12 protein-coding genes are annotated in these 11,104 nt (G+C 65.4%); 8 read left to right on the plus strand and 4 right to left on the minus strand.

Annotated elements, in window-relative coordinates:
• Nucleotides 1–8: 8 nt before the first annotated feature.
• From IE126_RS00320 to IE126_RS00335, 4 genes are read left to right on the plus strand one after another with little or no spacing between them, the layout of a single operon-like run.
• Complete coding sequence (locus IE126_RS00320; RefSeq protein WP_054303690.1) at nucleotides 9–1,679, plus strand: nitrite/sulfite reductase; 1,671 nt, start codon at nucleotides 9–11, stop codon at nucleotides 1,677–1,679.
• The gene (locus tag IE126_RS00325) at nucleotides 1,669–2,430 is read left to right on the plus strand and encodes a phosphoadenylyl-sulfate reductase (RefSeq protein ID WP_189379874.1); all 762 of its coding nucleotides are present in this window, start codon (nucleotides 1,669–1,671) and stop codon (nucleotides 2,428–2,430) included. Before IE126_RS00320 ends, IE126_RS00325 begins: the two co-directional genes overlap by 11 nt.
• Nucleotides 2,427–2,828 (plus strand): DUF934 domain-containing protein, encoded by a 402-nt coding sequence (locus IE126_RS00330; protein WP_054303692.1) that lies wholly within the window; start codon nucleotides 2,427–2,429, stop codon nucleotides 2,826–2,828. The genes IE126_RS00325 and IE126_RS00330 overlap by 4 nt, the downstream gene beginning before the upstream one ends.
• A 51-nt stretch (nucleotides 2,829–2,879) precedes the next feature.
• Entirely contained in the window at nucleotides 2,880–3,704 is an 825-nt protein-coding gene (locus IE126_RS00335; RefSeq protein WP_054303693.1) for a ferredoxin--NADP reductase, read from the plus strand.
• 71 nt (nucleotides 3,705–3,775) lie between these two features.
• On the opposite strand, the gene IE126_RS00340 is transcribed toward IE126_RS00335, so the two are convergent.
• Nucleotides 3,776–4,642: a hypothetical protein gene (locus IE126_RS00340; protein ID WP_189379875.1), complete on the minus strand. Its 867-nt coding sequence runs from the start codon at nucleotides 4,640–4,642 to the stop codon at nucleotides 3,776–3,778.
• A gap of 249 nt (nucleotides 4,643–4,891) precedes the next feature.
• Between IE126_RS00340 and infC the strand changes: the two genes are divergently transcribed.
• Entirely contained in the window at nucleotides 4,892–5,380 is a 489-nt protein-coding gene (gene infC / locus IE126_RS00345; RefSeq protein ID WP_229825139.1) for a translation initiation factor IF-3, read from the plus strand.
• Nucleotides 5,381–5,449: 69 nt separating this feature from the next.
• Here infC and IE126_RS00350 read toward each other — a convergent pair whose 3' ends face one another.
• The 3 genes from IE126_RS00350 to IE126_RS00360 form a co-directional block, all read right to left on the minus strand.
• Nucleotides 5,450–6,460: a molybdopterin-binding domain-containing protein gene (locus IE126_RS00350; RefSeq protein WP_189379876.1), complete on the minus strand. Its 1,011-nt coding sequence runs from the start codon at nucleotides 6,458–6,460 to the stop codon at nucleotides 5,450–5,452.
• Nucleotides 6,460–7,446 carry an XdhC family protein gene (locus tag IE126_RS00355; RefSeq protein ID WP_189379877.1) on the minus strand — a complete coding sequence of 329 codons (987 nt, stop codon included), beginning with the start codon at nucleotides 7,444–7,446 and terminating at the stop codon, nucleotides 6,460–6,462. The genes IE126_RS00350 and IE126_RS00355 overlap by 1 nt, the downstream gene beginning before the upstream one ends.
• 248 nt (nucleotides 7,447–7,694) lie before the next feature.
• Nucleotides 7,695–9,497 carry an OmpA family protein gene (locus tag IE126_RS00360; RefSeq protein ID WP_189379878.1) on the minus strand — a complete coding sequence of 601 codons (1,803 nt, stop codon included), beginning with the start codon at nucleotides 9,495–9,497 and terminating at the stop codon, nucleotides 7,695–7,697.
• A gap of 288 nt (nucleotides 9,498–9,785) precedes the next feature.
• Here IE126_RS00360 and rpsF point away from each other — a divergent pair, with 288 nt between their 5' ends.
• The 3 genes from rpsF to rplI are packed head-to-tail and all read left to right on the plus strand — an operon-like array spanning nucleotide 9,786 to nucleotide 11,052.
• A complete protein-coding gene (rpsF, locus tag IE126_RS00365; protein WP_054304425.1) occupies nucleotides 9,786–10,217 on the plus strand; it encodes a 30S ribosomal protein S6 in 432 nt (143 codons plus the stop codon).
• Nucleotides 10,218–10,242: 25 nt separating this feature from the next.
• Nucleotides 10,243–10,470 (plus strand): 30S ribosomal protein S18, encoded by a 228-nt coding sequence (gene rpsR / locus IE126_RS00370; RefSeq protein WP_023666208.1) that lies wholly within the window; start codon nucleotides 10,243–10,245, stop codon nucleotides 10,468–10,470.
• Between the two features lie 12 nt (nucleotides 10,471–10,482).
• On the plus strand, nucleotides 10,483–11,052 hold the full coding sequence (gene rplI, locus IE126_RS00375; protein ID WP_054304426.1) for a 50S ribosomal protein L9: 570 nt from the start codon (nucleotides 10,483–10,485) through the stop codon (nucleotides 11,050–11,052).
• Nucleotides 11,053–11,104: the final 52 nt, after the last annotated feature.

An 11,104-nucleotide genomic window follows, 5' to 3' on the forward strand; every position in this document is an offset into this window, starting at 1 on the left:
ACCGCATCATGTACAGCTATTCCGAATTCGACGAAGCCTTCGTTCGCACCCGCGTGGCGCAATTCACCCATCAGGTCGAACGCCGCATCGACGGCAGCCTGACGGAAGAGGAGTTCCGCCCGCTGCGCCTGATGAACGGGCTGTATCTGCAACTGCACGCCTACATGCTGCGCGTCGCCATCCCCTATGGCACGCTGAACCCGCGCCAGATGCGGCAACTGGCCCATATCGCCCAGACCTGGGACAAGGGCTATGGCCATTTCACCACGCGGCAGAACATCCAGTTCAACTGGCCGAAACTGTCGGACGTGCCGAAGATGCTGTCGGCGCTGGCCGATGTGGGGATGCATGCCATCCAGACCAGCGGCAATTGCGTGCGCAACGTGACGGCCGACCATTTCGCCGCCGCCGCGGCGGATGAGATCGAAGACCCCCGTCCCTATGCCGAACTGCTGCGCCAGTGGTCGACCGACCACCCGGAGTTCCAGTTCCTGCCGCGCAAGTTCAAGATCGCCATCACCGGCGCTGCGCAGGATCGTGCGGTGACGGCGGCGCATGACATCGGGCTGCGCATCGTGAAGAACGATGCGGGCGAAACCGGCTTTCAGGTGCTGGTGGGTGGCGGTCTGGGCCGGACGCCGATGGTCGCCATGACCGTGCGTGACTTCCTGCCCGTGGAAGATCTGCTGCCTTACGTCGAGGCCGTGCTGAGCGTCTACAACACGCTTGGCCGCCGCGACAACAAATACAAGGCGCGCATCAAGATCACCCTGCACGAGACCGGCAAGGAAGAAATCACCCGCATGATCGAGGCGCGCTTTGCCGAGCTGCGCCCGCTGTTCGGCGGCAACGATCAGGCGCTGCTGGCGGATATCCGCGAGGCTTTCGCCCCACCCGCCTTCCGCAATGCGCCGGTCGAGGCCTATGACGCCTTCTACAAGGCCGATCCGGTGTTCCGCGCCTGGGCCGATACCAACCTGGCGAAACACCGCAACGACCAGTATGCCATCGTGACGATCAGCCTGAAGGCCCATGGCCAGACGCCGGGCGACGCCACTGCCGACCAGATGCGTGTCATGGCCGATCTGGCCGAGCGTTACGGCCATAACGAGCTGCGCGTCAGCCACGAACAGAATGTCATCCTGCCGCATGTCCACAAATCGGACCTGCCGGCGGTGCATGCCGCGCTGATGCAGGCGGGGCTGGGCACCGCCAATGTCGGGCTGATCTCCGACATCATCGCCTGCCCCGGCATGGATTACTGCGCACTGGCCACCGCCCGCGCCATCCCGGTCGCGCAGGAAATCGCCACCCGCTTCGACGCGTTGAAGCTGGAACATGACGTAGGGCCGCTCAAGATCAAGATCTCGGGCTGCATCAACGCCTGCGGTCATCACCATGTCGGCCATATCGGCATTCTGGGTCTGGATCGCGCGGGGGTGGAGAATTACCAGATCACCCTGGGTGGCGACGGCACCGAAGATGCCGTGATCGGTGAGCGTGCCGGCCCGGGCTTCGCCTATGACGAGATCGTGCCCGCGATCGAGCGGATCGTTCTCGCCTATCTCGACCTGCGCGAAGGCCCGGAAGAAACCTTCCTGCAAGCCTATCGCCGGGTCGGCCTGCCGCCCTTCAAGGCGGCGCTTTATCCAGGGGAAGGAAACCGGGATGCCGCGTGACACCTCGGGGCCGGTCGGTACGGTGGCCGACAGGGTCGCCGCGCTGAACGCCCGCTATCGCCATCACGGCGCGACTGCCGTGCTGGAACATGCGCTGGGTGACCCCGATCTGGGGCGCGTGGCGCTGGTGTCCTCTTTCGGGGCGGAATCGGTCGTGCTGCTGCACCTCGTCTCGGTCATCGCACCGGAGACACCCGTACTGTTCGTTGATACGCGGATGCTGTTCAAGGAGACGCTGGATTACCAGCGCGAGCTGGCCGAGAAGCTGGCGCTCTGCGACATCCGCACCATCCGGGCGCATCCGAAGAAGGTGGAATTCGACGATCCCGACGGCACGCTGCACCAGTTCAATACCGATGCCTGCTGCGCCATCCGCAAGGTGGAGCCGCTGGAACGGGCACTGAAGGATTTCGACGGCTGGATCACCGGGCGCAAGCGCTATCAGGGCGCGACGCGGCAGGAGGTCGAGTTCTTCGAGGCCGAGGGCGAAACCCGTATCAAGGTCAATCCGCTGGCACATTGGGGTCGCGAGGATCTTGAGGATTACATCGTCAACAACCGCCTGCCCCGGCATCCGCTGGTCGCCAAGGGCTACCCTTCCATCGGCTGCGCGCCCTGCACCAGCCCGGTGAAACCCGGCGAAGACCCGCGTGCGGGCCGCTGGCGCGGCAGCGCCAAAACCGAATGCGGCATCCATTTCATCAACGGCCGCGCCGTGCGCGGCGGCACCACCGAGGAGAACGCGGCATGAGCGTGATCGTCACCGATACCGGCTTCACCCCCGTGGCCGACAGCCAGAACCCCGGTCTTGATGCCGCGGCCACCGCGACGGCACTGGACCTTGCGCATACTGATGATCCTTCAGCGCTGGCAGACCGGCTGGAAGCGATTGCGTTGATCCGCGTCGCCTTCCCCGCCTTCAGCGATGGCCGCGCCTTCACCATCGGCCGCCGCCTGCGCATGATGGGCTACAAGGGCGAGCTGCGCGCCTTTGGCCATGTCATCGCCGATCAATATGCGATGGCCCGCCGCGTCGGGTTCGACTCGGTCGAGATCCCTGACGATCTGGCCGCCCGCCAGCCGGAGCCGCAGTGGAAGTTCCGCGCCGACTGGCAGGCCCATGACTATCAGTCGCGGCTGCGGGCCTGAATCCGGGCTTTCCTCTGGCCTCTACCTGACATATTCAGGATTTGATATTCCATGACCGAGCAAAAACCCGTGTCCGATACCGCCGCGACCAAGGTCCACCTGCCCGATGCGCAAACCGTGCTGTCGGTGAAGCACTGGACCGATGCCCTGTTTTCCTTCCGCGTCAGCCGTCCGCAAAGCTTGCGCTTCCGGTCCGGCGAGTTCGTGATGATCGGCCTGATGGGCGACAACGGCAAACCGCTGCTGCGCGCCTATTCCATTGCCTCGCCCAACTGGGACGAAGAGCTGGAGTTCTACTCGATCAAGGTGCCGGATGGCCCGCTGACCTCGAAGCTGCAACATATCCAGCCAGGGGACGAGATCATCCTGCGCCCCAAACCCGTGGGCACGCTGGTGCATGATGCGCTGTTGCCGGGCAAGCGGGTGTGGTTCCTTGCCACCGGCACTGGCATCGCGCCCTTTGCCAGCCTGATGCGCGACCCGGAGACCTACGAGAAATACGACGAAGTGGTGATGATGCACACCTGCCGCACCGTGGCCGAGCTGGAATACGGCCGGCAACTGGTGGAAGGCCTGCACGACGATCCGCTGATCGGCGAACTGGTGGCGGGCAAGCTGAAATACTACCCCACCACCACACGCGAGGACTTCCACCATACTGGCCGGATCACTGACAACCTGTCCTCGGGCAAGGTGTTTGCCGATCTGGGGCTGGCGCCAATGGACCCGGCGACGGATCGCGCGATGGTTTGCGGCAGCCTTGCGTTCAACAAGGATGTGATGGCGGTGCTGGAAAGCTTTGGTCTGCGTGAGGGCGCCAATTCCGAACCGCGCGAATATGTGGTCGAGAAAGCCTTCGTGGGGGATGGCGTCTAAGGATCACGCACAAGTCCTTGAAACAAAAACGCCGCGTGGGTTTCGCGCGGCGTTTTCCATTTGATCGGGGATTACATCCCCAGCGCGGTCTTCACCTGTTTCAGCGCCGCATCCACCAGCGCCGGATTTTTCGCCGCGCCATCCACTGCCGCCTTGAGCGCGGCCTTGGTGCCATCATCCAGCGTCGAGGCATCAATCAGGCCGTTCAGCTTGGCCGCGTCAAACGTCGCGGGATCGAAAGCATTGGCGGTATCGGCCACCGCACCTGCAGCCGCATCATTGGCCGCTGCGGCAGCATCATTGGCAGCAGCCGCCGCATCCTGCGCGGCGTCAGCCGTGTCGCCCGCCGTTGCATCGGCTGTCGCGGCGGCACTGTTGGCCGCGCCCTCCAGCGTCTTGGCAGCAGTGTCAGCCATTGTGCCCGCGGTCTCACCCGCCGCAGCCGCAGCATCGCCTGCGGCCTGCACCGCCTGCCCGGTCGCCTGCGCCGCTTCGGAGGCCGCTGCCTTCGCCGCACCTTCCGCCGCTTCCGCCGCCTGTTTCGCGGCCTCGGCAGCGCCTGCCGCAGCTTCGGTTGCCGCGGCCGTCGCCTCTTCCACCGCGCCGGTCACCTTGCCCGCCGCATCCGCTGCCGCGTCAGAGGCCGCCCCGACAGCAGCCGCCGCCGCGTCACCCGCCTGCTGGGTGGCCTCGGCCGCCGCATTCGCAGCTTCCGCCGCCGCACGCGCCGCATCCTCACCCGCACCTTCCACCGCATCCGCGGCAGCTTCGGTCGCGGTCGCGGCTTCGGTCGCGGCCGTCTGGGCTGCGGTCTGCGCCGCCTCCGTCGCGGTCTCCGCAGCTTTCTCGGCTTCACCCGGGGCCTGCTGACCGAAGAAATAGTAGCCCGCAGCAGCAGCCGCGACGACCACACCGCCAATGATGACCTTGCTGTTCATAGTCGTGTCCCTTCCTGTGGCACCGAAATCTGGCACTACCGTCCCAGATGGGGGTTTGGCGCCGCAATTTGAAGGGGAAATTGCCGTATCCTGCACCAGCGACCGCGACGATCCCTCCGATCCGTCGAATCCGGTTGAACTGGCCGGGGCGCGAGACTATTTTGCGCCCATAATTCCAATGGCAGAAGGACCGAAGCCATAGCCCGCAGACCCCACAACGCCCCGCCGCAACGCGATACGGGCCCCCGTGTGAACGACCGCATCCGCGCGCCGGAAATCCGTCTCATCGGCGCAGACGGCGAAAACGTCGGCGTCGTGACGCCCGCCCGCGCCCTCGCCATGGCGGAAGAAGCCGGGCTTGATCTGGTCGAGATTTCGCCCAACGCGGAACCCCCGGTCTGCAAGATCATGGACTTCGGCAAGTTCAAATACGAACAGCAGAAGCGTGAAGCCGAGGCCCGCAAGAAGCAGAAGATCATCGAGATCAAGGAAATCAAGTTCCGTCCCGGCACGGACGACCATGATTACAACGTCAAGATGAAAGCGGTGCTGAAGTTCCTTGGCGAAGGCGACAAGGTGAAAATCACCCTGCGCTTCCGTGGCCGCGAAATGGCCCACCAGGAACTTGGCCTTGAACTGCTGAACCGCGTCGCCGCAGACGTGGTGGAGGCTGGCAAGGTCGAATCCATGCCCAAGCTGGAAGGCCGTCAGATGGTCATGATGATCGCGCCCAAGTAAGCGGGACTGACCGGCAGAAGAAACAGCGGGGGCCTTCCGGCCCCCGTTTTGCTGTCAGCGCTACCCGGTTTACTCCGACGGCGCCTCGCGCAGGCGGCCCCGAGCGGCGATTTCCTTCAGAAGACCGCCGACGCCCATCCGGGCAATGTCAGCCGCCCCGACCGGCAAGCCGCAGATCACCCGTTCCAGCACCCAGTCCGCCCCGTTCAGCGCGGGCGAACGGGCACAGCCCGGCAGGCCGATCACCGGGCGGCCATGAAGCGCGCCAATGAACAACAGGTTTCCCGGATCGACCGGCATGCCATACCGCTCAAGCCGCCCGCCCGCCGCCACCAGCGCGGCGGGGGCGACATCGGCGGGGTCAGATGTGGCCGAGGCGGTCAGGATGAACAGGATCTCCGCATCCGTTTCCGCCAGCGCGTCGGTCAATGCCCCGGCCAGAGGCGCGGTCCGGTGCGGGACGATGCAACGCGGTGCCAGTGCCACACCCAGCCGCCGAAGCCGCAGCGCCAGCGCCTCGCGCCCCTTGGGGGCTGGCGGCTCTGCGCCGGCCAGCGCCGTCTCGATCAGCGCCGCCCGTGTCAGCACGGGGGGGACCAGCCGCAAGGCCCCGGCTGCATGGGCACAGGCTGCCTCCAGCGCGGCTTCGGGCACGGCGTAAGAGATGATCTTGACCGTCGCGACCATGCTGCGCGGCTCTGCCCGCGCCAGATCAGGCAGTGTGGCCAGCGTGATCATCGGATGCACTGCATTCAGCGCGTCGATCCGCGCCACATCGGCACGCAACAGCCCAGGCCCGGTGGCATGCAGATTCACCCGCCCCGTCGCCGCCCCGCCACCGCGCAGGCCGCCCGCCCCGGCCAGCAGCGCCTCCGCCAGCCGGGCCGCCGCCGCATCCTCGCCGATTTCGCCGGTGTCGGGACGGGCCACGATGACCTCGGACAGCCCCGCCGCCGCCAGACGCGCCAGCGCCATCGCATCCAGCCGCGCGCCCTTGGGCAAAGGCCCATCCGCCGTATCCACCCGATGCGCCAGAATGGCGCCCTCAGCCTCGGTCAGTGACACCGGCCCGAACTGCATCAGCCCTGCCTCAGAACCTGGGTGATCTCGGCCATGACCGAAACCGCGATTTCCGCCGGGCTTTTCGCCCCGATCGCCAGACCGACAGGCGCATGGATGCGCGCAATCTGGCCCGCGTCAAACCCGGCAGCCAGCAGCCGTTCCACGCGTTTCGCATGGGTGCGGGTCGAGCCGAGACAGCCCAGATAGAAGGCCGGGCTGCCCAGCGTGGCGCGGATGGCCGGGTCATCCAGCTTGGCGTCATGCGTCAGCGTCACAACCGCCGTGCGTGCATCCAGACCCAGCGTCGCCAGCGCCTCGTCCGGCCAGTCGTCGCGGATCACCTCGCCGGGAAAGCGCGCGGCGGAACCGAAGGTTTCGCGCGGGTCGATGATGCTGACGTCATAGCCGCACAGCCGCGCCATCTGCGCCAGTGGCTGCGCGATATGCACCGCCCCCACGATAGCCAGACGCAGGCCGGGGTTGTGAATGGCGATGAACCAGCCGTCCTCCTCGGGACCGGAGCGGTCGGCACGCATCCGGGTGGCGACCGCGGCCGACAAGGCATCGCCGGGCCCGTCGACCAGACGGCGTTCCCAGCTTTCCAGATGCACGGCATAGGCCAAGGCGCGGCGGGTTGCGCGGGCGGCAACGATTTCGGCCAGCATCGCCTCGGGCAGCGCGGCGCCCACGGGTTCCAGCAGGATACGGATGGTGCCGCCACAGGCCAGACCCACGGCAAAGGCCGTGTCGTCGCTGACCCCGAAGGTCAGAAGCCGGGGCTTGCCGTCGCGCAGCGCCTCCTCCGCCTCGGCGATCACCGCGCCTTCGACGCACCCGCCGGAGACGGAACCCATGATCGCACCCTGCCCGTCAATGGCCAGCTGCGCACCGGGCTGGCGCGGCGCCGAGCCCCAGGTTTCAACCACTGTGGCCAGAACCGCACCGCGCCCGCCGCGATGCCAGTCAAGCGCGATTTCGGGAATCTGATCGTGCCGGAATTCCATGCTGCCCTCCCGCCTGTGGCCCAAGCTAGCCCCAGCACGGGGTGGCCTGCCATGCGACGAAGGTGCCACAGCCACGCGCGCGCCGCAGCAAAAAAGCAGGCGCCGCAGGGGGGAGGCCCGGCGGCGCCCGGTGTCCGGCTTCGGAGCATTGCCGGGCAGGCCCGCGCGGAGAACAGGGAGAACCCGCGCAAAAGCAAAATGGCAGGGCCGAAGCCCTGCCACCTTGATTTTGGTCAAATTGTCCTGCCTCAGTTCGAGGCAAGTTGACGCATCAGCGGCGAGATCATCCGCACAACAGCCCGGCGATTGCGCGGCTCGTCTCCCGCAGAAGCGATGCGCAGCTCGCCCTCGCCATACCCCTGCACCACCATGTTCTCTGCCGGAACGTCGAAGTATTCGGTCAGCGCCAGCGCCACGCTTTCGGCGCGACGGTCCGACAGCGCGAGGTTATAGGCAGCATCCCCCACCGCATCGGTATGACCTTCGATCAGGAACATCTCGCCGGGGTTTTCCTCGATCATCTGGGACATGAACTCTCCCAGTTGCGACAGCTTTTCCGCCTCCGAAGGCCGGATCGCGGCAGAGCCGGTTTCGAAGGTGATGTTGTCGACATCCACGGTCGGCGCCAGCGCCCGCACCTCGGGATAATCGCGGATCTGCGCAAGGCTGAACGAACGTCCCGCTTCCGCCGCGCGCAGGCTCAGCATGCGCGCACGCAGCGCCGCATCCTCGCCCGAGGTCGAGATGGCAAGACCCGGCTGCGGCTTCGGCAGACGCGTCACGTCCACTTCCTGCACGCGGTCGCTCAGATCGTCGATCAGCAAGGTCTGGCTGCCATCGAGATTGATACGCGCCCGGCGCAGCACCCGGCCCGAGGCATCGCGGATGGTGATGATCTGCGTGCCATCGGCGCGATCCACCGTGGTGCGGGTCGAGCCGTCGCGATAGGTTTCGGTGCGCACATTGCTGCCCGGTTCGCGGATCAGCGCGTCATCATCCTTCAGCACGACATAATCGCCATAGCCCCGGTCAACGACCACCCGGTCGCCGGTGTTCGACACGACCTTGTTGCCGTTCTTCAGCAGCGTCCCGACGGCCAGCGCGCCAAGCGCCAGAAGCCCGGCCTTTTCCAGTTTCGAGAGGCCACCACTGTCTTTCTTGGCGGTCTGCTGGTCACCGATCACCGGCGTGTCATAATCCCGGCTGGCGTCGCGGCGATCCTCGCGTGTTACGCGGGATTCCGTGACCTGCGGGCCATCATCCCCGGAACGCGGCGCGCCAGAGGGCACCAGAGCCGCCTCGGGCTTTTCGGGCTTCTTCGAATTCCGGCGCTTCTTGGTGCCATCCTTCTGCGTGGTGTCGGCCTGCTGCGCGGCGGGTTCCGAGCCGAGCACATCGAGAATCGCCTGGTCCTCTTCGGCACGCGGCTTGCGCTGCTTGCGCGGCTTCTGTTCGGCAGGGGCGGTATTGGCGGTGTTGACCGACGTATCGGGCGCCAGCGTCGGCGCATTGTCGTTGTCCGAGCTGCGCGGCGCGCCGCTGGGCACTTTCACCTGCGGCTCCTCGACCGGCGCGACGGCTTCGCTGCGCGTGGGTGCCTTCGGGACTACCTTGTCCTTCTTGTCGTCTTTCTTCTCTTTCTTCTCGGCCTTCTTCTCCTTTACGGGCTTGTCGGCCTTCTTCTCCTTGGCGGGTTTCTGTTCCTCAGCCGCCTTTTTCTGCTTCTTCACCGGCTCATCCGCCGCCTTCTTCTTGGCAGGCGCCGCATCCTGCTCGGCAGCAGCCTTTTTCTTCTTCGGCTGCTCGGCGCCTTCGCCGTTCTTGCGCTCAGGCGAGCCGCCACCGAATTTCTCGAAGGCGCGCTTCTCGCAATTCGCGGGGTTCTTCACCACGATGCAGTTGGCGCCATCCGGGCAGGCCGTCTTCTTGTCGGGCAGGCAGACCACGGTCTGCCCCTGGACCTGGACACGGGTCTGCGCGCTCAGGGCTGCGGGATTGATGCCAGCCAGAGCGACGGCCAGTGCCGTCGTGCAGTTCAGAATACGGTTCATGCCTATCCTCTTTCGATTCTCTGCGGTGGGCCAAAGGGCAACCACCTGCACCGGAGATGGTTCCCTGTAGACAAAAATCCCCGCTGATATGCCATATCATGCCACCGACAGCCCCTGACAGGCGGGAATTCCGGCAACTCCCCGGAAGTTTGCTTGCGCCAAAGCACAATCCTGTGTAAGGACGCCCATCCTTCCGCATGACCCATGAACCGGCGCAGCCTCTCGTGGACGGGCCGCGGAAGGCGAAAAGGCCCGCCCTATGAAATGCGCCTATGATACGGAGCTTACATGCCTCTCTACGAGCATGTCATGATCGCGCGTCAGGATCTGTCCAACGCGCAGGCCGAAGGTCTCATCGAACATTTCTCCACGGTCCTCGCGGACAACGGCGGCAAAGTCGTTGAACACGAATACTGGGGCGTCAAAACGATGGCCTACAAGATCAACAAGAACCGCAAGGGCCACTACGCCTTCCTGAAATCGGACGCGCCCGCCGCTGCCGTGCAGGAAATGGAACGCCTGATGCGCCTGCATGACGACGTGATGCGCGTGCTGACCATCAAGGTCGAAAAGCACGCCGAAGGCCCGTCGGTCCAGATGCAGAAGCGCGACGAGCGCGAGCGTGGGGACCGTGGCGATCGCGGGGACCGTGGGGACCGTCCGGAAGGCGAACGTGGCGAACGCCGCGAGCGCAGCTTCGGCGGCGACCGTCGTCGTTGATCTGACAGGGATAAGGACCATCATCATGGCGAACAAACCCTTCTTCCGCCGTCGGAAAGTCTGCCCCTTCTCGGGCGACAATGCCCCGGCGATCGACTACAAGGACGTGCGTCTGCTGCAACGCTACATCAGCGAGCGTGGCAAGATCGTTCCGTCGCGCATCACCGCCGTCTCGGCGAAGAAGCAGCGTGAACTGGCCCAGGCCATCAAACGCGCCCGCTTCCTCGCCCTGCTGCCCTATGCCGTGAAATAAGGAGATACTTCGATGCAAGTCATCCTTCTTGAGCGCGTGGCCAAGCTGGGCCAGATGGGCGATGTGGTGAAGGTGAAGGACGGCTACGGCCGGAACTTCCTGCTGCCGCAAGGCAAGGCGCTGCGCGCCACCGACGCGAACATCAAATCCTTCGAAGCCCGCAAGGCGCAACTCGAAGTGCAGAACCTAGAAACGAAGAAAGAAGCCGAAGCCGTGGGCGCCAAGCTCGACGGTCAGGCGTTCATCGTCATCCGTTCGGCTTCGGATTCCGGCGCGCTCTATGGTTCCGTCACCACCCGTGACGTGGCCGATGCGGCGACCGAGGGCGGCTTCACCGTCGCGCGCGGTCAGGTCGTTCTGGATCGTCCGATCAAGGATCTGGGTCTGCATTCGGTGACCGTCGTTCTGCACCCCGAAGTTTCGGTGCGCATCACGATCAACGTCGCCCGTTCGGCCGAAGAAGCCGAACTGCAAGCCTCGGGCAAGTCGATCCAGGAACTCGCAGCCGAAGCGGAAGCCGCGGCCGAGTTCGAGATCGCGGAACTGTTCGACGAAGTGGGCGCTGCCGCTTCGGACGAGTGATCCGACCGACAGAATGGAAAAGGCCGCGCGGTTCCGCGCGGCCTTTTTCTTT

The organism is Gemmobacter nanjingensis (assembly GCF_014652195.1).
In the GTDB taxonomy this organism is placed as follows: Bacteria; Pseudomonadota; Alphaproteobacteria; order Rhodobacterales; family Rhodobacteraceae; genus Gemmobacter; species Gemmobacter caeni.

Coding starts and splice junctions, on each gene's coding strand:
- IE126_RS00355 (WP_189379877.1), bottom strand. CDS start 7,446: ATGGAATTCCGGCACGATCAGATTCCCGAAATCGCGCTTGACTGGCAT.
- IE126_RS00340 (WP_189379875.1), bottom strand. CDS start 4,642: ATGAACAGCAAGGTCATCATTGGCGGTGTGGTCGTCGCGGCTGCTGCT.
- IE126_RS00335 (WP_054303693.1), top strand. CDS start 2,880: ATGACCGAGCAAAAACCCGTGTCCGATACCGCCGCGACCAAGGTCCAC.
- rplI (WP_054304426.1), top strand. CDS start 10,483: ATGCAAGTCATCCTTCTTGAGCGCGTGGCCAAGCTGGGCCAGATGGGC.
- IE126_RS00325 (WP_189379874.1), top strand. CDS start 1,669: ATGCCGCGTGACACCTCGGGGCCGGTCGGTACGGTGGCCGACAGGGTC.
- IE126_RS00350 (WP_189379876.1), bottom strand. CDS start 6,460: ATGCAGTTCGGGCCGGTGTCACTGACCGAGGCTGAGGGCGCCATTCTG.
- IE126_RS00320 (WP_054303690.1), top strand. CDS start 9: ATGTACAGCTATTCCGAATTCGACGAAGCCTTCGTTCGCACCCGCGTG.
- rpsR (WP_023666208.1), top strand. CDS start 10,243: ATGGCGAACAAACCCTTCTTCCGCCGTCGGAAAGTCTGCCCCTTCTCG.
- rpsF (WP_054304425.1), top strand. CDS start 9,786: ATGCCTCTCTACGAGCATGTCATGATCGCGCGTCAGGATCTGTCCAAC.
- IE126_RS00360 (WP_189379878.1), bottom strand. CDS start 9,497: ATGAACCGTATTCTGAACTGCACGACGGCACTGGCCGTCGCTCTGGCT.
- IE126_RS00330 (WP_054303692.1), top strand. CDS start 2,427: ATGAGCGTGATCGTCACCGATACCGGCTTCACCCCCGTGGCCGACAGC.